This is a genomic window from Ferrimonas sp. (genome assembly GCF_048263965.1).
In the GTDB taxonomy this organism is placed as follows: domain Bacteria; phylum Pseudomonadota; class Gammaproteobacteria; order Enterobacterales; family Shewanellaceae; genus Ferrimonas.
This window is the reverse complement of sequence record NZ_JBLXDO010000028.1, coordinates 1-24,792: the sequence shown is the minus strand read 5'-3', so window position 1 is coordinate 24,792 and position 24,792 is coordinate 1. Positions and strand designations below refer to the sequence as shown.

At 60.5% G+C, this 24,792-nt stretch carries 22 protein-coding genes; 7 read left to right on the top strand and 15 right to left on the bottom strand.

The window, feature by feature from the left end; genetic code table 11:
• Window positions 1–100: 100 nt before the first annotated feature.
• The gene (locus ACN0RV_RS18000) at window positions 101–643 is read right to left on the bottom strand and encodes a DUF4124 domain-containing protein (protein ID WP_417349795.1); all 543 of its coding nucleotides are present in this window, start codon (window positions 641–643) and stop codon (window positions 101–103) included.
• Between the two features lie 86 nt (window positions 644–729).
• Window positions 730–2,139, bottom strand: a complete 1,410-nt coding sequence (gene glnA, locus ACN0RV_RS17995; protein ID WP_417349793.1) for a glutamate--ammonia ligase — start codon at window positions 2,137–2,139, stop codon at window positions 730–732.
• A 282-nt stretch (window positions 2,140–2,421) separates the two neighbouring features.
• On the opposite strand from glnA, the gene typA reads away from it, so the two are divergent.
• Window positions 2,422–4,260 carry a translational GTPase TypA gene (typA, locus tag ACN0RV_RS17990; RefSeq protein ID WP_286341066.1) on the top strand — a complete coding sequence of 613 codons (1,839 nt, stop codon included), beginning with the start codon at window positions 2,422–2,424 and terminating at the stop codon, window positions 4,258–4,260.
• 66 nt (window positions 4,261–4,326) lie between these two features.
• Here typA and ACN0RV_RS17985 read toward each other — a convergent pair whose 3' ends face one another.
• The 4 genes from ACN0RV_RS17985 to ACN0RV_RS17970 form a co-directional block, all read right to left on the bottom strand.
• Window positions 4,327–5,562, bottom strand: coding sequence for a 4Fe-4S binding protein (locus tag ACN0RV_RS17985; RefSeq protein ID WP_417349791.1), 1,236 nt, complete (start codon window positions 5,560–5,562; stop codon window positions 4,327–4,329).
• Window positions 5,563–5,676: 114 nt separating this feature from the next.
• The gene (locus ACN0RV_RS17980) at window positions 5,677–6,309 is read right to left on the bottom strand and encodes a DUF2959 domain-containing protein (protein ID WP_417349790.1); all 633 of its coding nucleotides are present in this window, start codon (window positions 6,307–6,309) and stop codon (window positions 5,677–5,679) included.
• Between the two features lie 9 nt (window positions 6,310–6,318).
• Complete coding sequence (locus tag ACN0RV_RS17975) at window positions 6,319–6,537, bottom strand: hypothetical protein (protein ID WP_028109316.1); 219 nt, start codon at window positions 6,535–6,537, stop codon at window positions 6,319–6,321.
• 97 nt (window positions 6,538–6,634) lie between these two features.
• Complete coding sequence (locus ACN0RV_RS17970; protein WP_417349788.1) at window positions 6,635–7,510, bottom strand: DMT family transporter; 876 nt, start codon at window positions 7,508–7,510, stop codon at window positions 6,635–6,637.
• Between the two features lie 232 nt (window positions 7,511–7,742).
• On the opposite strand from ACN0RV_RS17970, the gene ACN0RV_RS17965 reads away from it, so the two are divergent.
• The 3 genes from ACN0RV_RS17965 (at window position 7,743) to dtd (ending at window position 9,645) form a co-directional block, all read left to right on the top strand.
• Window positions 7,743–8,618, top strand: coding sequence for a virulence factor BrkB family protein (locus ACN0RV_RS17965; protein WP_417349786.1), 876 nt, complete (start codon window positions 7,743–7,745; stop codon window positions 8,616–8,618).
• Window positions 8,618–9,145, top strand: coding sequence for a hypothetical protein (locus ACN0RV_RS17960; RefSeq protein ID WP_417349784.1), 528 nt, complete (start codon window positions 8,618–8,620; stop codon window positions 9,143–9,145). The genes ACN0RV_RS17965 and ACN0RV_RS17960 overlap by 1 nt, the downstream gene beginning before the upstream one ends.
• Before the next feature lie 62 nt (window positions 9,146–9,207).
• Window positions 9,208–9,645 (top strand): D-aminoacyl-tRNA deacylase, encoded by a 438-nt coding sequence (gene dtd, locus ACN0RV_RS17955; protein WP_417349782.1) that lies wholly within the window; start codon window positions 9,208–9,210, stop codon window positions 9,643–9,645.
• Window positions 9,646–9,716: 71 nt separating this feature from the next.
• On the opposite strand, the gene ACN0RV_RS17950 is transcribed toward dtd, so the two are convergent.
• Window positions 9,717–10,589 carry a chemotaxis protein gene (locus ACN0RV_RS17950; protein ID WP_417349780.1) on the bottom strand — a complete coding sequence of 291 codons (873 nt, stop codon included), beginning with the start codon at window positions 10,587–10,589 and terminating at the stop codon, window positions 9,717–9,719.
• A 160-nt stretch (window positions 10,590–10,749) separates the two neighbouring features.
• Between ACN0RV_RS17950 and ACN0RV_RS17945 the strand changes: the two genes are divergently transcribed.
• Window positions 10,750–11,601, top strand: coding sequence for a YiiD C-terminal domain-containing protein (locus ACN0RV_RS17945; RefSeq protein WP_417349778.1), 852 nt, complete (start codon window positions 10,750–10,752; stop codon window positions 11,599–11,601).
• A 71-nt stretch (window positions 11,602–11,672) separates the two neighbouring features.
• Here the strand turns inward: ACN0RV_RS17945 and ACN0RV_RS17940 are convergent, their stop codons facing one another.
• From ACN0RV_RS17940 to gmk, 8 genes are all read right to left on the bottom strand, one after another.
• Window positions 11,673–12,554, bottom strand: coding sequence for a DUF3014 domain-containing protein (locus tag ACN0RV_RS17940; protein WP_417349776.1), 882 nt, complete (start codon window positions 12,552–12,554; stop codon window positions 11,673–11,675).
• Window positions 12,555–12,614: 60 nt separating this feature from the next.
• Window positions 12,615–14,690, bottom strand: a complete 2,076-nt coding sequence (gene recG, locus ACN0RV_RS17935; RefSeq protein ID WP_417349834.1) for an ATP-dependent DNA helicase RecG — start codon at window positions 14,688–14,690, stop codon at window positions 12,615–12,617.
• A 119-nt stretch (window positions 14,691–14,809) separates the two neighbouring features.
• A complete protein-coding gene (locus ACN0RV_RS17930; RefSeq protein ID WP_417349774.1) occupies window positions 14,810–16,483 on the bottom strand; it encodes an AMP-binding protein in 1,674 nt (557 codons plus the stop codon).
• Between the two features lie 416 nt (window positions 16,484–16,899).
• The gene (gene trmH / locus ACN0RV_RS17925) at window positions 16,900–17,607 is read right to left on the bottom strand and encodes a tRNA (guanosine(18)-2'-O)-methyltransferase TrmH (RefSeq protein ID WP_417349772.1); all 708 of its coding nucleotides are present in this window, start codon (window positions 17,605–17,607) and stop codon (window positions 16,900–16,902) included.
• Window positions 17,608–17,683: 76 nt separating this feature from the next.
• Entirely contained in the window at window positions 17,684–18,067 is a 384-nt protein-coding gene (locus ACN0RV_RS17920) for a RidA family protein (protein WP_286341080.1), read from the bottom strand.
• Between the two features lie 19 nt (window positions 18,068–18,086).
• A complete protein-coding gene (spoT, locus tag ACN0RV_RS17915) occupies window positions 18,087–20,186 on the bottom strand; it encodes a bifunctional GTP diphosphokinase/guanosine-3',5'-bis pyrophosphate 3'-pyrophosphohydrolase (RefSeq protein WP_417349770.1) in 2,100 nt (699 codons plus the stop codon).
• 21 nt (window positions 20,187–20,207) lie between these two features.
• Window positions 20,208–20,486, bottom strand: a complete 279-nt coding sequence (gene rpoZ, locus ACN0RV_RS17910) for a DNA-directed RNA polymerase subunit omega (protein WP_028109328.1) — start codon at window positions 20,484–20,486, stop codon at window positions 20,208–20,210.
• A gap of 59 nt (window positions 20,487–20,545) precedes the next feature.
• A complete protein-coding gene (gmk, locus tag ACN0RV_RS17905; RefSeq protein ID WP_417349767.1) occupies window positions 20,546–21,169 on the bottom strand; it encodes a guanylate kinase in 624 nt (207 codons plus the stop codon).
• A gap of 275 nt (window positions 21,170–21,444) precedes the next feature.
• Here gmk and ACN0RV_RS17900 point away from each other — a divergent pair, with 275 nt between their 5' ends.
• Window positions 21,445–23,154, top strand: coding sequence for a glycoside hydrolase family 3 protein (locus tag ACN0RV_RS17900; protein ID WP_417349765.1), 1,710 nt, complete (start codon window positions 21,445–21,447; stop codon window positions 23,152–23,154).
• Window positions 23,151–24,287 carry an N-acetylglucosamine-6-phosphate deacetylase gene (nagA, locus tag ACN0RV_RS17895; protein ID WP_417349763.1) on the top strand — a complete coding sequence of 379 codons (1,137 nt, stop codon included), beginning with the start codon at window positions 23,151–23,153 and terminating at the stop codon, window positions 24,285–24,287. The genes ACN0RV_RS17900 and nagA overlap by 4 nt, the downstream gene beginning before the upstream one ends.
• The last annotated feature ends 505 nt before the right edge of the window (window positions 24,288–24,792 follow it).

The window sequence follows — 24,792 nt, the reverse complement described above, 5'->3', positions numbered from 1 at the left end:
TGTCTGCCCCAAATTGGGGAGCCCGTCCATTCAGGGCCCCTGGATGCTTGGTTTTGCACTAATGGTCAGAGGTGTTGCAAGAGCCCTGCCAATTATCCAGTCAGGGAATGGGAGGGGGTGAAGCAGTTTGCTGATGGCGAGGTTTGCCAAACAGCCTGGATTGGCGGTGCAGATGGATGGTGACCGCTGGGCTTTGAGCCAGCAGTGCCCCTTGCTGATCTACCACCACCGCCTGCAGCTGGTGGGTGCCGCGGTCCAGGTTGTTCAGGGTGAGCCGATGGCCCTGAAGTCGATGGGCCTGACCGTCGACCAGCAGTTGCAGGCTATGGTCTGCAGCGGGTTTGGGGTCGGCGGCCACCCTGATGGTCAGCTTGCCTTGGTTGCTGCGCACCGTGGCATCCTGCTCTGGGCTGAGTATGGCCAGGCTGTAGCCCGGGATCGCTGCTTGAGTGGCGGATTGCTCCCGATCAGGGAAAGTGGGAGAACGCAGGGAGACCCGGCTGCCAGGGGTGATGGTGACCGGTTGGGCCTGCCCATGGGGGGGCAGATCGCTGTAGTGAGCCACTCCGTTGGCGTCCACCCACAGGTAGACGGTGGCCTGGGCAGGGGCGCACAACAGCAGCAACAGCAAGAGGGTTCGCATCCTTGTCTCCTCCTCAAGATTCTGTTTTTCAGTGTAGCAGGCACAAAAAAGCCCGCCGGAAGGCGGGCTTTCTCAGACAACTGGGTTTAGCAGCTGTAGTACATCTCGAACTCAACAGGGTGAGTGGTCATGTCCAGACGCTCGACTTCGGCGCGCTTCAGCTCCAGGTAGGAGTTGATGTAGTCATCGGAGAATACACCACCGGCAGTCAGGAACTCGCGGTCTGCGTCCAGGCAGTCCAGGGCCTGAGCGAAGGAGGCGGCAACGGTTGGGATCTCCGCGGCTTCCTCGGCAGGCAGGTCATACAGATCCTTGTCCATGGCTTCGCCGGGGTGGATCTTGTTCTTGATGCCGTCCAGGCCAGCCATCAGCATGGCCGCAAAGGCCAGGTAGGGGTTGGCGGTTGGATCGGGGAAGCGCACCTCGATACGACGGCCTTTCGGGCTGGGTACCACAGGGATGCGGATGGAAGCGGAACGGTTACGGGCGGAGTAGGCCAGCATTACCGGGGCTTCGAAGCCGGGAACCAGACGCTTGTAGGAGTTGGTGGACGCGTTGGCAAAGGCGTTGATGGCACGGGCGTGCTTGATGATGCCGCCGATGTAGTACAGGGCGGTCTCAGACAGGCCGCCGTACTTGTCGCCAGCGAACAGGTTGACGCCATCTTTCAGCAGAGACTGGTGGCAGTGCATGCCGGAACCGTTGTCACCGACCACAGGCTTGGGCATGAAGGTGGCGGACTTGCCGTAGGCATGGGCAACGTTGTGTACCACGTACTTGTAGATCTGAATTTCGTCAGCCTTTTCAACGATGGTGTTGAACTTGGTGGCGATCTCGTTCTGACCGGCAGTGGCCACTTCGTGGTGGTGGGCTTCAACAGTCAGGCCCATCTCTTCCATCACCAGACACATGGCGGAGCGCAGGTCCTGGGAGGAGTCCACAGGGGCCACTGGGAAGTAGCCGCCCTTGACGCCGGGACGGTGACCCATGTTGCCGCCTTCGTAATCTTTGGCGGAGTTCCAACTGGCTTCTTCGGCATCGATGCGGTACATGGAGCCGGCCATGTCGGTGTGGAACTTCACATCGTCGAACAGGAAGAACTCAGGCTCGGGACCGAAGAACACTTCGTCGGCGAAACCGGCGGAGCGCATGTAGCCTTCGGCACGCTTGGCGATGGAGCGTGGGTCACGATCGTAGCCCTGCATGGTGGTGGGCTCGATGATGTCACAGCGGATGTTCAGGGTCGCCTCTTCGGTGAAGGGGTCCAGAATCGCGGTGGCAGGATCAGGCATCAGCACCATGTCGGACTCGTTGATTCCCTTCCAGCCAGCGATGGAGGAGCCGTCGAACATCTTGCCCTCTTCGAAGAAATCTTCGTCCACCTGGTGGGTGGGCAGGGAGACGTGTTGCTCTTTACCCTTGGTATCGGTGAAGCGCAGATCGACAAACTTCACATCATTTTCTTTAATCAGTTCCAATACGTGTTCGACAGACATCCGATTTACCTCCAAATGGCGATTGCGCCCCTAAGTTTCTGTCACCTCTTATGCCAGAGGTGTGCCAAAAAATTAAGTGGCTGATTATGAAGAGATTGTTACAGGAGAGGGGGGTGAGAGGACGCGTATTTGCACCGAAATGGTGCAGGATGTGGTCATTTTTGGTGCATTGCACCCGGGATAAGGCAGCGGCGTCCATGGCTTGCGTCCGTTGGTGAAAAAAAGCACTGTCCTGATGCGTGATGACAGAGTAGAATGGCCGCCTTTTTGATGCAACCTAATATGGAGCCAGGCAGAACAGTGCTGGATAAATTAAGAAATATTGCGATCATTGCGCACGTCGACCACGGTAAGACCACCCTGGTAGACAAGCTGCTGCAGCAGTCCGGAACCCTGGAGAGCCGCACCGAGCTGGATGAGCGGGTGATGGACTCCAACGATCTGGAAAAAGAACGCGGTATCACCATTCTGGCTAAGAACACTGCCATCAAGTGGAACGACTACCGCATCAACATCGTGGACACTCCCGGACACGCCGACTTCGGTGGTGAGGTAGAGCGGGTCATGTCCATGGTGGACAGCGTACTGCTGCTGGTGGACGCCCAAGAGGGCCCCATGCCCCAGACTCGCTTCGTGACCCAGAAGGCATTCGCCCAGGGCCTCAAGCCCATCGTGGTGATCAACAAGATCGACAAGCCTGGCGCCCGTCCCGACTGGGTGATGGACCAGGTATTCGACCTGTTTGACAACCTGGGTGCCACCGACGAGCAGCTGGACTTCCAGGTGGTGTACGCCTCCGCTCTGAACGGCTGGGCGTCCCATGACGCCGAAGAGACCGGTACCGACATGACTCCCCTGTTCGAAACCATTGTTGAGCAGGTGGAAGCGCCCCAGGGCGACGTCGACGGTTCCTTCCAGATGCAGATCTCTCAGCTGGACTACAACTCCTACGTTGGCGTAATCGGCGTAGGCCGCGTGAGCCGCGGTAAGGTGAAGGTGGGTCAGCAGGTGACCATCAACTGCGCCAACGGCACCATCCGTAACGGTAAGGTTGGCCAGGTTCTGGGTTACCTGGGTCTGGAGCGTCACGAAGTTGAAGAAGCTCAGGCGGGCGACATCATCGCCATCTCCGGCCTGGGTGAGCTGAAGATCTCCGACACCGTGTGCTGCCCCAACGAAGTGGAGGCTCTGCCTGCCCTGTCCGTGGACGAGCCCACCGTGACCATGACCTTCCAGGTGAACACCTCCCCGTTCTCCGGCCAGGAAGGCAAGTACGTGACCTCCCGTAACATTCTGGAGCGTCTGCAGAAAGAGCTGGTGCACAACGTGGCCCTGCGCGTGGAAGAGACCGATGATCCGGACAAGTTCCGTGTCTCCGGCCGTGGTGAACTGCACCTGGGTGTTCTGATCGAGAACATGCGCCGTGAAGGTTACGAGCTGGCGGTATCCCGCCCCGAGGTGATTCTGCGTACCGTTGACGGTGTGCTGGAAGAACCCTACGAGACCGTGACCGTGGACGTGGAAGAGGAGAACCAGGGCAGCATCATGGAGAAGCTGGGTCTGCGTAAGGCTGAGCTGACCGACATGGCCCCTGACGGCAAGGGTCGTATCCGCATGGACTTCATCATGCCTTCTCGCGGCCTGATCGGCTTCCAGACCGAGTTCATGACTCTGACCTCTGGTACCGGCCTGATCTACCACACCTTCTTCAAGTACGGCCCTCACAAGGGCGGCGACATCGGTCAGCGCATCAACGGCGTACTGATCGCCAACGCCACCGGTAAGGCCTTGACCAACGCCCTGTTCAACCTGCAGGAGCGTGGCCGTCTGATGATCGGTCACGGTGTTGAGGTGTACGAAGGCATGGTGGTGGGCATCCACAGCCGTGACAACGACCTGACCGTGAACGTGCTCAAGGGCAAGCAGCTGACCAACGTCCGTGCCTCCGGTACCGACGACGCTCAGGTTCTGACTCCGCCGATCAAGATGACCCTGGAGCAGGCTCTGGAGTTCATCGATGATGACGAGCTGGTGGAAGTGACCCCGGAGAGCATCCGCATCCGTAAGAAGCTGCTGACCGAATCCGATCGTAAGCGCGCTTCCCGAGAAGCGAAGAAGTAATTCCTCTCAAGGGATCAGAAAGGGCCGCATTTGCGGCCCTTTTTTATTGTTGGCGTTTGCCTGAGATTATTCCGCCTGGGGCAGCAGCGTCAGGGTTTCCAGTTGAGGAAGAATGGACTGGCGAATCTGCTCCGGGGTGCTGCTCTGCCAGTAACCACTGAGGTAGCTGAGCAGCGGCACCACGGCGACAAACATCAGCAGCATGAACAGGATCACCGACGGCTTCAGAGGCAGGTAGCGCCCCGGCAGTGACAGGGTCAAGGCGCCCTTTTGCGGGCAGGCCTGGGCACAGCGATGGCAGGCGTGGCACTCATCCACGTTCACCGTATCCAGGCGGTGCACCGGAATCTGTGACGGGCAGGCCTGATGACACTTGCTACAATCCTTGCCCTCGCTCTCCCTCAGGCAGGTGGCGCGGTCACGGCGAATTTTGAAGGGGCTCAGCAGGGAGAGGGCTCCCATCAGGGCGCCATAGGGACAGAAGTAGCGGCAGAAGGCGTTGCGCTTGACCACCGACAGCAGCAGCAACATCGCCAGCAGCACCATCATCACCACATTGGGGTGGGTGAATTGCTTCCACATGGAGAGGTCCGCCATCAGGTGTTTGTCGCTGTCCAGGTAGGAGGCCAGCTCGATTGAGGGGATCTCCAGCACCAGAGTCAGCAGCCAGATCAGCACGCCATATTTGGTCATGCGCAGGCCGCTGTCCAGCCAGTTGGGGATGCGGATTCCGCTTTTTACCGCCTTATGACCCCGGCGATAGATCAGCTCGGAGATAAAGCCGACGGCGCAGATCCAGCTGCAGAAGGCGCGCTTGGTCACCAGGGCGGAGGCCATCAGCGCCAGGAACATCACCAGGGCGGCGGGGTGCTGGTGGTCCAATACACCCTGCTCAACCCAGGCCCGCAGCGAGATGCCGGCGGTGACCGGCAGGTAGATGTCCACCACACTGGGCCGGGTCAGCCAAACGCTGCCCGCCTCCATCTGCATGGCGTACAAGCCGTATTGGATGGCGATCACCACCATGGCCACGGCGAAGGCGTTCTGGGTCATCTGCCGTAATCGGTCGAAGTGATCCAGGGTTCGGGAGGGCCGCCGGTTGGGCATCAGCTGGCGGCCGGCACCCAGAGTCATCAGGAAGCACAATGCGGCCAGCAGCAGCAGGGCATCTCTGGCCATCAACAGTCCCAGTCCCGCGGTCAGCACAGTGGTGGCCGCCCCGAGCGTGCGACTCAGGGTAATGAGAATGCCCAGGGCCACGGTGCAGCCGGTGAGCAAAAGAAGGGACTCGAGAAAGGACATGGGCCATCCATATGGATTCAGATGGCCATAAGTATCTCAGCCCTTGCTCGCTAAAGCAGGGGCTGATTTGTGGATTTTAGACCCATTTAACAGTTTGGCATGGAAACCAAATCTTTATTGTCCCAGGGTCTGGATGAACTCGTCAGATTCGGCAATAGCACGATTCATCTCGGTTATGAGAGATTGAATCTCCTGTTTGAGATCGCCGAACTCATTGCCGATGGCAATGACGGCACGGGCGTTGAGGTTGTGCTTGAGGTAGAGCTCATTGTCCTTCAGGCGGGCCAGCACCGGCTCCATCTTGTCTTCGGCGCGGCGCATGCTGCTGAGCATCTTGTCGTACTGTCGCTGGGTGGAGCGCAGCTGTTTTTCGCTGTTGCGGCGCAGGGAGGCGGACTGGTATTGCTCCAGCTCATCCTGCCACTCGTCAAACATGGCGCCGGCCACATGATCGATGGCGTCGATGCGTTCAGACACCTCGTTGGCGGCTTTCTCCGAGGCCTCGTATTCGCCACGCACCTGGTCGTACACCGATTCCAGGTCGCCTCCCTCGAAATCCACCAGGGTCTTCAGCTGTTCCAGGGCCGAACTGAACTGCTCCTGGGCCTCTTTCTGGCTCTCCTGAGCGCTCTCTACCCGATCGGTGAGGATTTCACGCTTGTGGTAACCCACCTGCTCCGCGGCGGCGTAATAGGCGGATTGGCAGCCACTGAGCATCAGGGCCAGGGCAAGGATAAGAAAACGCATGGAAGCTCCTTAACTGCGGTAGCGGGCGGCGTCGATGATGCACCACAGGTGCAGCACGGCGGCAATCACCGCGGGAACGATCAAAAAGTAGAAGAAGTAGCCTGAGCTGATGAACACGAAAAACAACAGTGCCGGCAGTATCCGTCCCTGCACCAGCTGACCCAGGCCGGGGATGAAGAAACTGCAGATGGCGGCGATGACATTGCCGGCGGAACCCTGTCGGGACATACAAACCTCCTTGCTTCCCTCGTCCTGAGGGTGCTGATAACTCAGTAGTTTAGACAGTTATGTTAACACCGAAGCAACCTGGAGCAAGGAGAGTGTGTTAGCGAGTGCGTCCCAGGAGATTGAACAGGGCGCCGCCCAGGATCAATCCTCCCCCGATCAGGGTCCACTGGGTGGGGATCTCGGCGAACACCAGCCAGCCCAGGGCGATGGAGAAGAGGATCTGCACATAGGAGTAGGCCACCACCCGGTTGGCCACTTCACCCTGCAGTGCCTTGGTCAGGCCAACCTGACCGACCTGGGTAAACACCCCCACCAACAGCAGCAGGCCCAGAGTCTGCCAGTCCGGGATCACCAGGTCGTTGCCCAGCAGCACCAGCGACAGCGGCAGGGCCAACATGGGGAAGTAGAGGATGATCACCGAGCTGTCTTCGGTCCGGCTCAATTTTTTCACCAGGATGTAGGCGATGGCACTGCCACAGGCGCCCGCCAGGCCGGCGGCGATGCTCAGCAGGGGCAGGGGGCTGTGGGGACTGGACCACACCGGCATCATCATGGCGCTCAGGCCCGCCAGGGAGAGGGTGATGCAGATCAGGGTAAAACGATGGATTCGTTCTCCGAGGAAGTGGAACGCCAGCAGGGCGGTGAAGACCGGGTGCAGATACTGCAGCAGGGTGGCTTCCGCCAGGGGTAGGGTGGTGACGGCGTAGTAGACGCAGATCAGCGCCAGGGCTCCGGTGGCGCCCCGAGCCAACAGCAGCGGCTTGTTGTTGCCCAAAGGCGCCAGCCCCTTGCGACGGATATCCAGGTAGCTGAGCAGCACCGAGACCAGGGCCCGGGCGGCGACGATCTCCAGCACAGGAATCCCCCGGGCGCTCGCCAGCTTGACGCAGGCGGACATCAGGGCGAAACCCAGGGCCGACATCAGGGCATAGTAGACGCTGAGGTTCTGATTGGATGCGCTGGGGCTGGGCATGGGGCTCTCCGGGTATAAGAGAGGCGCACTATAGGGGGCGGGCACTCCGGGGTCAACTGACGCAACCCTGTACAGGTCCGCTCCCGGTGTTATGATCCATTTATAGAGATAATACCAAGTGCATTAGGTATTTGCTCCACTCCGAACGTCTCACTGCCAGTGAGTCTGGGCGCAATCGTGAACGAATAGTGGGCCTCTTTCGAGTGGTTAGCGGTATAAACACAGGATTACTATGAACATCATCACCCGGGCGCGGCTGCAGTGGCAGAGCTTCCCCTGGCGGCGGATTCCCGCCTATTTTCGCTTTCTGTTCCGGCGCAGCATGGAGAACCGCCTGCAGGTGACCTCGGGCTACCTGGCCTACATGACCCTGCTCTCCCTGGTGCCCATGATGGCGGTGGTGCTGTCCATCTTTTCCGCGTTTCCCGGTTTCGTCGGGGTGAAGGAGCAGGTGGAGCAGTTTGTCTACACCAACTTCGTGCCCACGGCCAGTGGCGTGGTGCAGCAGTACCTGACTGAATTCGTCGCCAACGCCTCCAAGATGACCGCGGTGGGGGTGGTATTCCTGGCGGTGGTGGCCCTGGCACTGATCTCCGCCATCGACAAGGCCCTGAACCAGATCTGGCGAATCCAGCAGCGGCGACGCTGGGTCTACTCCTTCTCCATGTACTGGATGATCCTGACTCTGGGGCCGATACTGATGGGGGCCAGCATCGCCATGACCTCCTACCTGGTGTCGCTGAAGCTGCTGTCCGACGTCGGGTTGTCCGGAATGGTGCCCTTCTTCATGGCCAAGCTGCCCTTCCTGCTGTCGGTGCTGGCCTTTGTGCTGATCTACTCCCTGGTGCCCAATGCCCAGGTGCGTTTCCACCATGCCCTGACCGGTGCCGTGGTGGCGGCCCTGCTGTTTGAGGCGGGCAAGCGTGGCTTTGCCTGGTACATCACCACCTTCCCCTCCTATGAGGCGATCTATGGTGCCCTGGCAGTGATCCCCATTCTGTTCGTCTGGGTCTATCTTTCCTGGATGATCCTCCTGCTGGGAGCCGAGGTCACCGCCTCCCTGCCCGAGTTCTTTGCCGTGACCGAACCACAAAAGGACGTGAAATAATGAAACACTGGATGGCGATTGTGATGTTGATGCTGGTGACGGGCTGTGCGGCCACCGGTCAGTCCCAGGACCGCATCGATCTGAGCGGCAAAACCAATGAGCAGGCCACGGACATACTGTTGGCGGCCTTGCAGGCGGAGTCCTATCAGGTGAAGCGGGCGGCGGCGGACAGGCTGCTGGTGGAGTATGACGGCAGCCACTTTATGCTGCAGCCCAGAATGCTGCCGGACAGCCTGGATCGGGTGGTGATCACCAAGTACTACCTGCTGCACCCGGATCTGGCACAGACACCGGAGCTGCTGCTGGTGATTGGCAAACTGAATCAGCAACTGGATTTTGCCAAGTTCATTGTCCGCCAGGAGGGGCGAGCCATCGAGGTGCGCGGTTCTGCCACCTTTGTGAATGAGATCAGCCTGCTGGAACTGACCCGCTTCATGGCCTGGACCAATCAGGGGTTGGCCCTGGTGCGTCAACAGTTCCCTCAGGCCCAGCCCATGGCCAAAGAGGTGAAACTGGGGGATCTCTAACGCCTCTTGAGTTACGAGGCGCTCTTCGCCACACTGATGCGCTGAATCAGAAGAGGTAACAGATGATCGCATTAGTGCAGCGGGTGTCCACCGCCAAAGTGGAAGTTGAAGGGCGCATCACCGGCGAGATCGACCGGGGATTGCTGGTGCTCCTGGGTGTGGAGCAGCAGGATGATGGCGAGCGGATGCGCAAACTGGCGGACAAGGTGATGAAGTACCGCATCTTCAGCGATGAGGAGGGCAAGATGAACCTGAACGTTCGCCAGGCCGAAGGCAAGCTGCTGGTGGTGAGTCAGTTCACCCTGGCGGCGGACACCGGCAAGGGGCTGCGCCCCAGCTTCTCTGGCGCCGGTAAGCCGGATCAGGCCAAGTCGCTGTACGAAGAGTTTGTTGCCTACTGTCGCAGCACAGGGATGGAGGTGGAGACCGGAGAGTTTGCCGCCGACATGCAGGTATCGCTGACCAATGATGGGCCGGTGACCTTCCACCTGCAGGTATAGCGCCACGCTGCCCGAGCTCGAAAACGAAAACGCCGCGGACTCCGCGGCGTTTCTGTTTTTGCTGACCAGACTCAGTCCTGGTGGGCGCCACGGGCGATGGCCGCCAGCAGGGCTTCCGGGTCGAACTTGCACAGACCCTCGTTGGCGCCGCTGTTTTCTGTGTAGCGGCGGCAGACATCGCTGTTGAGGGAGGTGTGCAGGATGATGTAGGTCTCCTTGAGGCACTCCTCGCCTCGCACCGTAGTGGCCAGCTGATAGCCATCCAGCTCCGGCATCTCGATGTCGGAGACCAGGATCTGAATGGGTTGGCCCGCATTGGCCTGGCGCTGCAGGGTTTCCAGGGCGGCCCGGCCATTGGGGGCACTGTGGTAGTCGATGCCATGCTGCTCCAGCACCGTGGCCAGCTGACGGCGGGCGAAGCGGGAGTCGTCGCAGATGAGGATGCGTTGGCCGCGGATCTCGGCCAGGGTCTCAGGCGTCAGGACAAAGTCGTCCACCCGCTTGTTGGCGTTAAGTCCCACGGTTTCATTGAGGATGCGCTCCAGATCCAGCACCTGAACCAGATCGTGCTCACGGCGAATCACACCGGAGCTGTAGCTGGAGTCCCCCAGCCTGGAAGGCATGGCGGCCACATCGTCGCTGTTGCAGTAGTGGATGGTGTCGATGCCGGTGACCAACAGGCCGAAGAACTTGCCCTGTACCTCACAGACCACCACCTGTTTGCAGTCATCGGGTTGCATGCCGATGGCGCTGGCCAGGTCGATCACCGTCAGAGTGTGGCCGCGCAGTGGCATGGTGCCCACCACGCAGGGGTGGCTTCCCGGAATCTGGTTGAATTGACGGGTGGTAACAATCTCCCTGACTTTCAGGGTCGTGATGGCAAAGGCACGCTTAGGGCCCAGGGTGAATACCAGAAACTCCTGGCGATTGTTCTCTTGAGTCATCCCACAAATTCCAACAGGCGGCAGATTATTAGTTATATCGACCACCGCGGCACAAGCTTGAGTCCGCGGTTCGCCCAAGATGCCTTGGTCGGGTCAGGGTGTCCAGTTTAACTGTGATATTCTCACCGCTAATTTGCTCTGAAACAGGTTATGGTCGTCGATGAAGCTGCTCGCCCCCACCACAGATCAATTGTCCCAGGCACTCGATTTGAGATACCGCCTGCTTAGAGCCCCCTGGGGTCAGCCCAAGGGCAGTGAGCAGGATGAGCTGGAAGCCGAGGCGATACACCGGGTGTTGCTGGACGAGCGGGACAGGGTGGTGGCGACCGGGCGCTTGCATCGACACAGCCCACGGCGAGGGCAGATCCGCTTTATGGCGGTGGAGCCTGAGTGTCAGGGGCAGGGGTTGGGTGCCAGAGTGCTGGCAGCCCTGGAGCAAGCTGCGGAAGTGGCGGGGATGGAGGTCATCGAGCTGCAATCCAGAGAGGATCAGATCGGCTTCTATCTGGCCAGGGGCTACCGGGACCTGGGACCGGGGCACACCCTGTTTGGCACCATAGGGCACAGGCGCATGGCCAGGCTTCTGCCCGCGGCCGTGATCCGGCTGACCCAGACATGGCATCAGACCATTCCGGTCTCTGATTTTATGCGGGTGGAGGGGGTGAGTTTCGATGGTCAGCAATTCGAGACCCGGGCCAGCTTTGAGCGGGGCAGCAACCTGCACGGTACCCTGTTTGCCGGGGCCGGTTACACCCAGGCGACCCTGACTGGCTGGGGACGGGTCTGGCTGGAGTTGCAGCTCAAGGGGGTGGCGGGGGAGATTGTCCTGGCCCGGGCCGAGGTCAAATACAGCAAGCCGGTGCGCGACACACCCCATGCCTGGGTTCAGGCCGAGGATCTGGACCTCTCCCGCCTGGCTCAGGGGCGCAATGCCAAGGTGCCCCTGACCATACAGCTGGCGGATGGGCTGACCCTGGAGGCGCTGTTTGCGGTGCTGCCGCCCAAGGAGTGACGGCATTGGTGTGTCCCGCCCTCGAAACAATAAAGCCCCGCAGTGCGGGGCTTTATTGATCGTGGTGTCACTCAGTCGTTCATGGCGGCCTTGAAGCGGCGCAAGGTGGACTTGAGTTTGCCGGCGTTATCCGGCCCCATGCGCAGCATCAGCTTCTCGGCGTCGCTCATCTCCTCCAACTGCTCATCCTGGAAGGTGTAGTTCACCGAGTGGCTCTCCAGAGCCAGGGCGGTGTCCATCTCCGGTGCGGCCAGCATCAGGTTGATGGCGTCCATCATCCGGTCACGGAAGCCATCACTGTATCCCAGTTCGGCGTAGGCCTGCTCAAACAGGGGCTCCATCAGCAGGTAGCTGTCGCGCAGCGCCTGTTCATCCAGACGATAGAGGAAGCTGGTGTAGGCATCGAAACGATGGAAGCCGTCTGGGTCCAGATAGAGCTGGCCATTGACGTCCACCGCTTTGAACTCTTCGTTGAGCTTCTTAAAGGGGCCCTGGGTGCGCAGTACGTTGCCCTCGGCCAGGTTGTCCACCAGGCTGACGAAGCGCCGCACCAGGCTGTCGGAGACCAGGAACTGGCCCAGCTGCATGCCATCGGCCAGCTTGTTCAGCTCCCCCTTGGCGAAATCATCGGACTCACCCAGGCTGGGCAGAACGATCTCAGGCTCGGGCTCAGGCTGGGGCTCGGGCTCCACGGCGGGCTCGGGCTCGACCACAGGCTCAGGTTCTGGTTCGGGTTCAGGCTCGACCACGGGTTCTGTCGGCAGGGGCTCAGCGGGAACCTCCACCGCAGGCTCAATCACCGGCTCGATGGGGTCGGCGGTGACCTGGGGAGCTTCCGGCTCACCGGCCAGGTAGACCCAGGCACCGACGCTGAGCAGGATCACCAGCGCCACTGCTCCCATCATCAGGGTGTTGCTGCTGGAACTGGAGGTGTCGCGTTCGTTGGAATTCATTTGGTCTCTCTACTCCTGTGCCGACCCGGACTTCCATTGTGCAAAATTAGCCCGGGCTGTCTAGGCTTGGCTATAAATCTCTCGCCCTTTTAACCACCTATCTATAAGCGGCTGCACACTTTGGGGGTGTTTCCGCATCAGGTGTTCCGCCAATCGCTTCACCTGGGGGATGAGGGCGCCATCCCGAACCAGGTCGGCAATCTTCAGATCGGCCAGGCCGGTCTGTTTGGTGCCCAGTACTTCGCCGGGCCCGCGAATCTCCAGATCCCGCTGGGCGATGACGAAGCCGTCGTTGCTCTCGCGAAGCACGCCGATGCGGGCCTGAGCCGTCTTGGACAGGGGTGGGTGGTAGAGCAGCACACAGTGACTGGCGGTGCTGCCCCGGCCGACCCGGCCTCTGAGCTGGTGCAACTGGGCCAGGCCCAGTCGCTCCGGGTTTTCAATGATCATCAGGCTGGCGTTGGGGACATCCACCCCGACTTCGATCACCGTGGTGGCCACCAGCAGATCCAAGTCGCCGGATTTGAATTGATCCATCACCTGCTGCTTCTCAGCCGACTTCATGCGGCCATGTACCAATCCGACCTGTAAATCAGACAGTTGTTCCCCTAATTCGACGGCGGTGTCCTCCGCAGCCTGGCATTGAAGCACTTCGGATTCGTCGATGAGGGTACAGACCCAGTAGGCCTGCCTGCCCTGCTCCTTGCAGGCCTGACGCACTCGCTCCACCACTTCGTGACGGCGGTTGTCGCCGATGGCGACCGTGGTGACCGGTGTTCGACCCGGGGGCAGCTCGTCGATGATGGAGGTGTCCAGATCCGCGTAGGCGGTCATCGCCAGAGTCCGGGGGATGGGGGTGGCGGTCATGATCAGTTGATGGGGGTAGTTGCCCTCTTTGAGCCCCTTCTCCCTCAGCTCCAGCCGCTGATGTACCCCGAATCTGTGCTGCTCATCGATGATGATCAGCGCCAGATGATCGAAGCTGACCTGATCCTGGAAGATGGCGTGGGTACCGACAATCATCTTGGCGGTGCCGTCGGCCACGTGAGCCAGGGTCTGCTCCCGCGCCTTACCCTTGAGTTTGCCAGCCAGCCAGGCGACCGGATACCCCAGGGGCTCCAGCCAGTTGGCAAAGGCCAGGGCATGCTGTTCGGCCAACAGTTCGGTGGGGGCCATCAGGGCCACCTGACGTCCCTGGCTCAGGGCAGTCAGCGCCGCCAGAGCCGCCACCAGGGTTTTCCCTGAGCCTACATCCCCCTGAACCAGGCGCATCATCGGCTGGCTGGTGGCCAGATCGGTGCGGATCTCAGCCACCACCCGTTTCTGGGCGCCGGTGGGTTCGAAGGGGATCCTGGCCAGGAAGTCATTTTCCAGGGCGGTGTCCATTGTCAGCGGCAGGGCGCTGTGTTCATCGGCACTCTGACGCAGCTGCAGCATGGAGAGGTTCTGCGCCAGCAGCTCCTCCATCGCCAGTCGCTGTTGAGTCGGGTGTTGCCCCTCGGCCAGCAGCTCCACATCCGCATCCGCCGGAGGCCTGTGCACGTACTCCAGGGCCTGCTCCATGCTCATCTGCTGGTCGTAGAGCCCGTCGGGCAACAGCTCAGGGACCCTGGCATTGTGCAGCTTATCCACCGCCTGTTCGGCCAATTTGCGCAGACTCAGCTGCTTCAGGCCTTCGGTGGTGGGATAGATGGGAGTGAGGCGCTCCTCCAGTTCCAGGCCATTGCCCTCACCGGGCAGGCTGTATTCAGGGTGGATGATCTCCAGTCCATGGAGGCCGCGGCGGATCTCGCCAAAGGCGCGGATCCGCTTGCCGTTCTGCAGGGTGTTCTTCTGAGCCATGGCGAAGTTGAAGAACCTCAGGGTGAGGCTGCCGCTGGCGTCCATCATCTTGACGGTCATCATTCGCTTGCGGCCGTAGGTGACCTTGCTGGAGAGGATCTCCCCTTCGACGGTGCCGTGGATGCCGGGCATCAGCTCGGCGATGGCCCACAGGCGGGTGCGGTCTTCGTAGCGCAGGGGCAGGTGGAACAGCAGGTCCTGAACCGATTCGATGCCAATTTTGGCTAATTTCTCTGCTACTTTGCTGCCGACACCCTTGAGGGAGGTGATGGGCAGAGCCGCCAGATCCGTCACTCTGTTATCCACAACTACTGTAAATATGATCAGATAATAGCAGTCCTGCCTACGGGAATCAGCCCCTTAGAGGGCGGAAACAGAAAGGGGCCCATGGGGCCCCGTGTTCTTTTGAGGTGCTAGCTGGCCTTGGCAGCCTTGGAAAGCTGATCTTCCCACACCACCGTGTCGTCACGCATGTGGCCGATCATTGGGCCGTAGCGCTTCTCCAGTACGTGGCGTTTGATCTTCAGGGTGGGGGTGAGGACGTCGTTTTCCACCGTCCAGGGCTCGTCTACCACCAGGATGCCGCCCAGGGTAGAGTGGCTCTCCATGGTGCCGCTGACCTGGCGGCAGATGCTGCGCAGGGCGATCTCCACCTCGGTGCGGGATTCCGCGCGGGCCGCTTCCGAGAGCTGCACCAGGGCGACCGGATAGGGTTGGCCTGAGCCGATGACGCACAGCAGTTCGATGCGGCTCTCCTGAGCCAGCTTACGCTCCAGGGGCACAGGGGCGACAAACTTACCCTTGGCGGTCTTGAAGTTATCCTTCACCCGACCCGTGATGGTGACGTAGCCATCCTCGTCCACTTCAGCCTGGTCTCCGGTACGGAAGTAGCCATTTTCATCAAAGGCCTCAGCCGTGGCTTCCGGTTGTTTGTAGTACTCACGGAACAGGCCCGGACTCTTGAACAGCAGCTCATTGTCGTCGCCGATCTTCACCTCACAGTCGATGCCGGGGGCACCGACACTGCCGATCTTATCGGCGCGGTAGGGGAAGTTGAGGGTGGCGTAGGCACCGTTTTCGGTCATGCCCCAAGCCTCGGTGATGTCCATGCCGATACGGCGGTACCAGTGCAGCAGGGACGGCGATACCGGCGCCGAACCACAGCCCAGGATGCGGGCGTTGTTCAGCCCCAGCTGTTTGCGGATCTTACGGGCGATGAAGGCGTTGAGTATGGGGATGTTCAGCAACAGGTTGAGTTTGCTCTCCCCCACCTTGGCGATGATGTTCTTCTGGAACAGGGTCCAGAGCCTGGGAACCGACAGGAAGAAGTCGGGGTTGGCCACCTGCACATCCTCCACGAAGGTGTCCAGGCTCTCGGCGAAGTAGACGGTGCCGCCGCCAGCGATGGAGCTGCCAAAGATGTAGGCGCGCTCGGTGATGTGCGCCAGGGGCAGGTAGGAGATCACCCTGTCTTTCGGGGTGCCGCCCAAATGCTTGGTGAGGCGATCGGCGGCCCAGCTGAAGGCACCAAAAGTCATCACCGCGCCCTTGGGGTTGCCGGTGGATCCCGAGGTGTAGATGACGGTCATCACCTCGTCGGCGCCCGGATAGTGAGTGTCCAGCGGATCGGCCATCTCCAGCAGTTGCTGCCAATGATACTGGGTGGTGATGCCTTCGTAGCCCATGCCCATGCGGATGATGTGGGCGGGGATGGCGGGCTCCTGCTCTGGACCGTCGTCCAGTTTGCCCACCAGGATGCCCTTGGCCTCGGAGTGCTCAAGCACGTAGCTGATGGTGTCCACATTGGCGGTGGGGTAGATGGGCACGCTGATGAAGCCACCCACCATCAGGGCCAGGTCGGTGATGAACCACTCGGCGCAATTCTTCGAAAGGATGGCGATCTTATCCCCTTTTTCAAACCCCAGTTTGTGCAGGGCGCCGGCCAGGCGGTGGGCCATCTGGTGGACCTGACACCAGGAGTAGTCGTGCAGTTTGCGCTGCTTAGGTTGGCGCAGATAGATTTTGTCGCCCTGAACCCTGGCCCATTCATCCAGCAGTTCTACCGGAGTCTTGAAACTTTCAGCCATCAGATGTCCCTCTTCTGTATTTTTTGTGCCACGCGCCTGGTGGGGATTATGGATTCCGCTCTCCTGACGGAATACGAAAAACCGGTCTAACCACTTGAAAATAGCAGGAAATGGCTATTTTTAAAGCGCTTATGGCGTGATTATTGTGCGAATTGGGGTGGCGGCGACCTTGATGGCTGTCGTGTTGGGCTGATTTTTTGTGATCTCTGGCGTTAAAACGCCGAGTAAGCAGAGAGTTCGGTTGAGAGTTGACCAGTAGCCCGTGAGTAACCCTGTTTTTTACTGTTTAACTGCGTCGGTGAAATGAAGTCGTAGGTGTGGTCCTGAGTGGGCAAAAAACCGGCTGGTATCCGCCAGACAATTGGGCAGGGGAGTTGAGGAGGCGCTGGCTGCGCCTCCCCGGGTTGTCATCTTGGTCAGTCGTCCAGGTGTTCCCAGGAGTCCTTGGTCATCTGGATCTTCTGCCACCACTCTTCGGGGGCATCGATCTGGCCCTCCTCATCGACGCGGGGGTAGGGGATCCCTTTCTGACGGCAGATCTTGGCGAAGATGGGATGGCCACCTTCAAACAACAGGCGCTGGCACTCACTGTCGTCCAGGGTGCGTGTGTCGTACATGCCTGCTTCCTGGCGCTGACGCTGGGCTTCGTACAGCATCAGGGCGGTGGCCACCGACACGTTCAGGGATTGCACCATGCCCACCATGGGGATGATCACATCCTGATCTGCCAGGGCCAGGGCTTCCTTGGTGATGCCGAACTTCTCCTGGCCCATCAGTATGGCGGTGGGCTTGGTGTAGTCGATTTCGCGGAAATCCACGGCGGTATCAGACAGGTTGGTGGCGATGATCTGCATCCCCTGCTCACGCAGCGCCTGGATGGCGTCGGTGATCGATGCGTGGGACTTCAGCCCGACCCAGTTCTGGCTGCCGGTGGCGGTGCCGCCGGAGAGCTTGGTTTTCTGATCCGGCCAGATGGCGTGCACCTGATGAACCCCAACGGCATCGGCCGTGCGCACCATGGCCGCCAGGTTGTGCGGCTTGTGGACCTCCTCCATGCAGATGGTCAGGTCCGGCTGGCGCTTGTCCAGCATGGCGTTGATTCGGGCTAAGCGTTCGGGGCTCATGGGGATTCCTTAAGGTTAGAAACGAAGCCGGGGGCGCCCATGCGCCCCCGAAAGTATAGGTCTGTGTGGGTCTGGTTTAGAGCACCATCACCGCATCCATCTCCACCAGGGAGCCCTTGGGCAGCTCCTTGACGCCGATGGCGGCACGGGCAGGGTAGGGCTGCTGGATGTATTGGCCCATCACCTCGTTGACCTTGGCGAAGTTGGCCAGGTCCAGCATGTAGATGTTCAGTTTCACCAGCTTCTGCAGGTCACCCCCGGCGGCTTCGCAGACCGCTTTCAGGTTGTCGAACACCTGGACGACCTGGGAGTCGAAGTCGTCACCCACCATCTCCATGGTCTCTGGAACCAGGGGGATCTGGCCGGAGATGTAAACGGTGTCCCCGGCGCGGATGGCCTGGGAGTAGGTGCCGATGGCGGCGGGAGCTTTGTCGGTGGCAATAACGAGCTTGTCGGTCATGGTGTCCCCACAGAGTTTATCAGTTACGGTTTCGCGCGACTTTCAGCACTTCCGGCTGAACCCGCAGCTTGCGCATCACATTGGCCAGGTGTACCCGGTTCTTCACCGTGAGCGTCAGGGTGATGGTGTAGACCCGCCCCTCCTTCTCTTCGGTGTTGAGATTATGAATATTTGCGTCGCAGGCCGCAATGATGGAGGTGAGCTTGGCCAGGATCCCCTGATGATTGATGATGTCCATCCTCAGGCCGGTGACGTACTCCTCCCGGTTGTCCTGATCCCACTCCACATTAAGGAACTTCTCCGCCTCCACCTCTCGGGCGCGACGGATGTTGCGGCAGTTGTCTCTGTGCACCACCAGCCCTTTGCCGGGGCTGACGTGGGCCACGATGTCGTCGCCGGGAATGGGGCGACAGCACTTGGCGAAGGAGAGCAGAACCCCCTCGGCACCACGGATAGGCAGCTTGTCGCGGCCCTCAGTGGACTCCAGCTCACCCTTGAGCTTCTGGGCTACGACCAGGCTCATGGCGTTGCCCAGGCCGATGTCTGCCAGCAGGGCATTGAAGTCGTCGTGACGGTACTCGGCCACCACCTGCTCGATGCGCTCTGCGGAGATGTCCTCCAGGGTCATGTCTCCCAGGGCGTGGTTCAGCAACCGCTTACCCAGGGCGGTGGCGTCCCTGTCCTGCAGGTTCTTCAGCACGTGGCGAATCTTGGCCCTGGCCTTGGCGGTGACCACGAAGTTCAGCCAGGCAGCATTGGGGCGGGCGCCCGGGGCGGTGATGATCTCCACGGTCTGGCCAGATTTCAGCGGCTGGCTCAGGGGGTAGGCGTGGCGATTGACCTTGGCGCCGACGGCGCCGTTGCCCACGTCGGTGTGGACCGCATAGGCAAAGTCCACCGGCGTGGCGCCCAGGGGCAGCTCCAGAATCTTGCCGGTGGGGGTGAAAACGTAGATCTCATCGGGGAAGAGATCGGTTTTGACGTTTTCGATGAATTCGAAGGAGTTGCCAGCACTTTGCTGCAGCTCCAGCAGGCTTTGCATCCATTTGCGGGCACGGACCTGGGCGGTGGTGGCGTTGGCCTCGGCGTCGCCCTTGTAGAGCCAGTGGGCTGCCACACCCTTGTCTGCCATCTGGTCCATATCTTCGGTGCGGATCTGCACCTCAACCGGCACCCCATGGGGACCATAGAGGGAGGTGTGCAGGCTCTGGTAGCCGTTGGCCTTGGGGATGGCGATGTAATCCTTGAAGCGATCCAGGCGGGGCTTGTACAGGGTGTGCATGGCGCCAAGCACCCGGTAGCAGGTGTCGATATCCTTGACGATCACCCTAAAGGCGTAGATGTCCATCACCTCCTGGAACTGAAGCTCCTTGTTCACCATCTTGTTGTAGATGGAGTAGAGGTTCTTCTCCCGGCCTGACACCTCTCCGTCGATGGTGACCTCATCCAGACGACCGATGATCGCCTCGCGGATGGAGTTCATGATCGCCTTGCGGTTACCGCTGGCGGCCTGCAAGGTGTCCCGCAGCACCCGGTGGCGCATGGGGTAGAGCGCGGAAAAACCCAGGTCCTCGAGCTCATTCTTGATGTTATGGATGCCGAGGCGGTTGGCGATGGGGGCGTAGATCTCCAGGGTTTCCCTGGCGATACGGCGGCGTTTGTCCGGGCGCAATGAGCCCAGGGTACGCATGTTGTGGGTGCGGTCGGCGAGCTTGATCAGGATGACCCGGATGTCCTGCACCATGGCCAGGACCATCTTGCGGAAGTTCTCCGCCTGGGCTTCCTTTTTGTCGCGGAACTTAAGCTTGTCGAGCTTGGAGACGCCCTCCACCAACTCTGCCACAGAGGGACCAAACTGTTCGGCCAGATCCTCTTTGGTGAGCTCGGTGTCCTCGATGACGTCATGCATCAGGGCAGCGGCCAGGGTCTCGTAGTCGAGACGCATCTCCGCCAGGATGCGGGTGACCGCAACCGGATGGGTAATGTAGGGCTCGCCGCTGGACCGGGTTTGCCCATCATGGGCATCTCTGGCGGTGATATACGCTCGAGTGAGATTCTCGACCTGCTCAGGATCCAGATAGCTGGATGCCAGTTCCCTCAGGCTTTCAAACAGATACAACGACGACCCCCGGTGCTGGAATTACAGAGTGCGTCCTTCAGCGATGGCAGCTACCGCAGCCAGCTCGGCCGCTTCCTGCTCGCGCTGAGCTTGCAGCTCTTGCTCATCCAGAGTCTTGGCATCGATCAGACCCGCTTCGATTTCGCGCAGGGCGATCACGGTGGGCTTATCGTTCTGCTCCTCGACCAGCGGTTCCTTGCCGTTTACAGACAGCTGACGCGCACGGCGAGAGGCGACCAGGATCAGGTCAAAACGGTTGCCAATCTTATCTACGGCGTCTTCAACAGTTACGCGTGCCATGAAAAGGAACTCCTGTGTTTGAGCTTAAAAAAATGACGCAAAAGTGTACATGAAGTTGACTAGCCTGCCAACAGATCATCTAGCATATCACCGTGAACAGATTTTTGCCCAGCCAGATGCAGTCGGTTGGCCAAAACAATGGCAGAGAGATCCGCCAGTGCCGTGTCGAAATCTTCGTTGACGATCAGATAGTCGTACTCATCATAATGACTCATCTCGTCCACCGCATCCGCCATGCGGGCGGCGATGGTGTCGGCGCTGTCCTGGCCGCGGCTGTTGAGCCGGCGCTCCAGTTCCTCCCGGGAGGGGGGCAGAATAAAGATGCCGATCGCCTCGGGCATCAGTGCCTTCACCTGACGGGCACCCTGCCAGTCGATGTCCAGGAAGACGTCGATCCCTTTATCGAGGGTCTGCTCGATGGTGACGCGAGAGGTGCCGTAGTAGTTGCCGAACACCTCGGCCCACTCAAAGAAGGCACCCTGATCGATCAGCGCCTTGAACGCCTCTTTATCGACGAAGTGGTAGTGCACGCCGTCGCTCTCGCCGGGACGGGGGGCTCGGGTGGTGTGAGAGACCGACACCTGCATGTCCGCAGGCTTGTCCTTGAGCAGGGCGCCGATGAGAGACGACTTACCTGCACCACTGGGGGCCGATACAATGAATAGGTTTCCACGACGGGTCATGGCTTATTCCACCCTGAAAAAAGTTAAAACCGGGCCGCCTCCTCTGCAGAGCAGGGTCGGGGGGAAACCGGTGTCTAAGTTCTAGTGACAGTGGCGGCAAGAAGCAAGGGCCGGCCACCTAATTCTGAGGCGGCGTAAATTACCATGAATGGGTGGATAAATCACCCGTTTGGGGCAGGAAAACGGGAGCGCATCCATGGCTGTGGCCAATTCTCCTTGATTGGCGGCAATGCCGGTGTGACTCTAACTCAACCCAAGGAGCGGATCAGTACCTGATGAACCTGAAACAACAGATCGCCCAGAAGTTGATGATCGACTTGCGCTATTTTGGCGACTCGCCCACATCGCGCACCCCAATGACCCGGTTGCCGAAAGCGGTGGCGGACTGGATCGCCCGCCAGGGGCTGGGTGGGGTGATCCTGTTTTCCGAGAACCTGGAGAACCCGGAGCAGATTCGGGCCCTGACCTCACAGCTGCAGCAGGCGGCGGCGCGCTCGCCCCTGGGCACGCCTCTGCTGATCTCTGTGGATCAGGAGGGGGGACGGGTGTGTCGCACACCCAAAGCGTACACCACCACCTTCGCCGGAAACATGGCGCTGGGGGCCGCGTCTTCCGTTTACCCTGAATTGGCAGAAGAGGTGGCCGTCGCCATGGGCCGGGAGCTGTCGGCCCTGGGGATCAATGTGGACCATGCGCCCTGTGTCGATGTGAACAATAACCCGCAGAACCCGGTGATCAACGTCCGCGCCTACGGGGATGACCCCGGGCTGGTGGCGCAACTGGGGCTGGCTCAGGCCCGGGGCCTGGTCGCCGGCGGCGTTCTGGCAACCCTCAAGCATTTTCCCGGCCATGGGGATACCCACAGCGACAGCCACACCGGCCTGCCCCGAGTGGATCACGACCGTGCACACCTGGACCAAATGGAGCTGGTGCCCTTCAAAGCCATACTGGAGCACACCCAGCCCGCCATGGTGATGACCGCCCACATTCAGTACCCCGCCCTGGATGACACCACCCTGACTGGCCTGGATGGCCGACAACATCTGGTGCCGGCCACCCTCTCCCGCAAGATCATCACCGGTTTGCTGCGGCAGGAGTTGGGATACCGCGGGGTGGTGATCACCGATGCCCTGGATATGGCGGGCATCAGCGGCTGGTTGTCGCTGACCCAGGCGGTGATCCACACCTTTGCCGCCGGGGTGGACATCGCCCTGATGCCGGTGCGAATCCGCTGCGAGGCGGACCTGGCCAAGCTGGATGCCCTGATGGATGCTGTGGCCGAGGCGATGGCCAGCGGCCAGCTGGACCCTGATGAGTGGCAGCGCTCCCTGGCGAGGATCGCCGATCTCAAGCGGAGGCTGACGCCTGAGCCTCTGTTCCCTGTCGAAGTACTGGGCTGTGACGCTCACCGGGCCCTGGAGCGCAAGTTGGCGGCGGCCGCCATTACCCCGTTGTGTGCCAATACCCTGCCCCGGCCCGCCGGTGAGCATCGCCATTGGCTGCTGATGATGCCCGACCTGGAGAAGGCCCATGCCCTGGCCCAGGCCCTGAAAGAGCTTAAGCCTGAGCTCAAGATAAGTTGCGCCAGTCTGCTTCAACCTGAAGCGGAGCTTCACAGGGTGATGGAGCAGGTGGACTTGGTGGTCAGTGGTTTTATCTCACCCCGCCAGAGCCCCGCCGAGTTGGGAGGCATGGAGGATGTGTCAGCGTTGAGCGAACAGGCGCAGATTCAAGCCCATCAGCCCGAGCGGCTGGTTCGGCTGCTGGAACAGGCCAGAGCCTGTGGTCGCTCGGTGGTCCACCTGAGCCTGCGTGCTCCTTATGAGTTTTCACAGGTCAGTCCCTGGTGCCACTGGGGCCTGGCCAGCTTTGCCTATCACCTGGATCGCCCCGGACGGGGGGCGAGCTACGATTCTCTGGCCGAGGTGCTGCTGGGCCAGGCCCCGGCACCCGGTCTTATGCCCCTGAAGGAGGGAGAGGAATGAGTAAACGCTACCTGGTCAGTCAGCTGTTTGATGGCCAGCAGATGTTTAAGAACGTGGTACTTACCGTGGAGAATGGCCGCGTGGCCAGCATCGACAAGGAGCGCAATCGCTGGGATGAGAAGCTGGTGGGCATCCTGGCCCCGGGCTTTGTGGATCTTCAGGTCAATGGTGGCGGCGGTGTGCTGATCAATGACGCGGTCGACGCAGACCAGGTGCTGACCGTGCTCAACGCCCATGGCCAGTTTGGTACCACGGCGATGCTGCCGACGGTGATCACCGATGATCTGGCCAGCATGACCCGGGCTGCGGATGCTGTGGCCAGGGCCAGGCAAAGCTCCCCCTTTGGCATCCTGGGCATTCACTTCGAAGGGCCGCACCTGGCACCGGCCAAGGGCGGGGTGCACAACGCCGAGCATATGCGCCCCATCGGTGAGGCGGAGTGGCAGCTTTACGCCCGGGACGACCTGGGGGTCAAGATGATCACCCTGGCGCCGGATGTGGTGTCGGAGGCGGAGATCCGCACCCTGGTTTCTCTGGGAGTGATCGTCTTCCTGGGTCACTCCAACGCCAGCGCCGATGAGGTGGACGCCGCCCTGGCCGCCGGCGCCGTCGGCTTTACCCATCTGTTCAATGCAATGTCGCCCCTGGCGTCCCGGGCGCCGGGCATGGTGGGCAGCGCGCTGCTGGATGAGTACAGCATGGCGGGGATCATCCTCGACGGTCACCATATGGATTACCGGGCGGCCCGCCTGGCGCTGAAGTGCAAGGGACAGGACAACCTGATGCTGGTGACCGATGCCATGCCCCCGGTAGGCAGTGATCAGCAGAGCTTTGAACTGGTGGGGCGTCAGGTCACCCGCCACCAGTGTCGATTGGAGGGGCCCGATGGCCAGTTGGCGGGCTCGGTGCTGGATATGAACCAGGCGGTGCTCAATGCCATCGATGGCCTGGGAGTGGCGCCGGGACAGGCACTGCGCATGGCATCGGCCAATCCTGCCAGGGCCCTGGGTATGGAGGAGGCGTTGGGACACCTTAAGCCCGGCGCATTGGCGAACATGGTGCTATTGGGGACAGGGATGAAGGTGACCCGAACCTGGGTGGCGGGAGAGCCACTGTGGCAGGAGGAGGTGTGATCTTGAACCGCCCTGAGCGCAAGGTGGAATTACGGGCTGGCATTCAAAACGACAAAGTCGATTAGGGCGATAGCCACACTCCGTTATACCAAGAGGGTGAGACTGGGTAGTCTGTAACCAATGGCCCACAGCACCAAGGCCCAGAGTACCGAGTTTCATCATCATCTCATATCGTTTTTTTGAGGGCCTGTTGGCCCTCTTTTTTTGTCTGTTGTCCGGTCAGCTGGAGTCGAATCCGCAGGACCGAAGCACACAAAATCCCAGAGCGGGATTCAAAGAGGGAAAGTCGATTAGTGCAATAGTGAGAGTGCGTTATATCTAATCGCCAGGGCTGAGTATGCTGTAGTCAATGGCCCACAGCACCAAGGGCCAGAGTCTCCAGTTTCACGACCTTATCATATCGATTTCCTTGAGGGCCCACGGGCCCTCTTTTTTTAGGTTCTTCGCACATTAGCGGGAACTAGATACGAAAACGGCTGGAAAGGTTATTGTGTAGTCGCCAAAC

Bases quoted from the DNA above. Each gene is read 5' to 3' on its own strand.
- ACN0RV_RS18000 (WP_417349795.1), bottom strand. From the start codon at position 643: ATGCGAACCCTCTTGCTGTTGCTGCTGTTGTGCGCCCCTGCCCAGGCC.
- glnA (WP_417349793.1), bottom strand. From the start codon at position 2,139: ATGTCTGTCGAACACGTATTGGAACTGATTAAAGAAAATGATGTGAAG.
- typA (WP_286341066.1), top strand. From the start codon at position 2,422: ATGGAGCCAGGCAGAACAGTGCTGGATAAATTAAGAAATATTGCGATC.
- ACN0RV_RS17985 (WP_417349791.1), bottom strand. From the start codon at position 5,562: ATGTCCTTTCTCGAGTCCCTTCTTTTGCTCACCGGCTGCACCGTGGCC.
- ACN0RV_RS17980 (WP_417349790.1), bottom strand. From the start codon at position 6,309: ATGCGTTTTCTTATCCTTGCCCTGGCCCTGATGCTCAGTGGCTGCCAA.
- ACN0RV_RS17975 (WP_028109316.1), bottom strand. From the start codon at position 6,537: ATGTCCCGACAGGGTTCCGCCGGCAATGTCATCGCCGCCATCTGCAGT.
- ACN0RV_RS17970 (WP_417349788.1), bottom strand. From the start codon at position 7,510: ATGCCCAGCCCCAGCGCATCCAATCAGAACCTCAGCGTCTACTATGCC.
- ACN0RV_RS17965 (WP_417349786.1), top strand. From the start codon at position 7,743: ATGAACATCATCACCCGGGCGCGGCTGCAGTGGCAGAGCTTCCCCTGG.
- ACN0RV_RS17960 (WP_417349784.1), top strand. From the start codon at position 8,618: ATGAAACACTGGATGGCGATTGTGATGTTGATGCTGGTGACGGGCTGT.
- dtd (WP_417349782.1), top strand. From the start codon at position 9,208: ATGATCGCATTAGTGCAGCGGGTGTCCACCGCCAAAGTGGAAGTTGAA.
- ACN0RV_RS17950 (WP_417349780.1), bottom strand. From the start codon at position 10,589: ATGACTCAAGAGAACAATCGCCAGGAGTTTCTGGTATTCACCCTGGGC.
- ACN0RV_RS17945 (WP_417349778.1), top strand. From the start codon at position 10,750: ATGAAGCTGCTCGCCCCCACCACAGATCAATTGTCCCAGGCACTCGAT.
- ACN0RV_RS17940 (WP_417349776.1), bottom strand. From the start codon at position 12,554: ATGAATTCCAACGAACGCGACACCTCCAGTTCCAGCAGCAACACCCTG.
- ACN0RV_RS17930 (WP_417349774.1), bottom strand. From the start codon at position 16,483: ATGGCTGAAAGTTTCAAGACTCCGGTAGAACTGCTGGATGAATGGGCC.
- trmH (WP_417349772.1), bottom strand. From the start codon at position 17,607: ATGAGCCCCGAACGCTTAGCCCGAATCAACGCCATGCTGGACAAGCGC.
- ACN0RV_RS17920 (WP_286341080.1), bottom strand. From the start codon at position 18,067: ATGACCGACAAGCTCGTTATTGCCACCGACAAAGCTCCCGCCGCCATC.
- rpoZ (WP_028109328.1), bottom strand. From the start codon at position 20,486: ATGGCACGCGTAACTGTTGAAGACGCCGTAGATAAGATTGGCAACCGT.
- gmk (WP_417349767.1), bottom strand. From the start codon at position 21,169: ATGACCCGTCGTGGAAACCTATTCATTGTATCGGCCCCCAGTGGTGCA.
- ACN0RV_RS17900 (WP_417349765.1), top strand. From the start codon at position 21,445: ATGAACCTGAAACAACAGATCGCCCAGAAGTTGATGATCGACTTGCGC.
- nagA (WP_417349763.1), top strand. From the start codon at position 23,151: ATGAGTAAACGCTACCTGGTCAGTCAGCTGTTTGATGGCCAGCAGATG.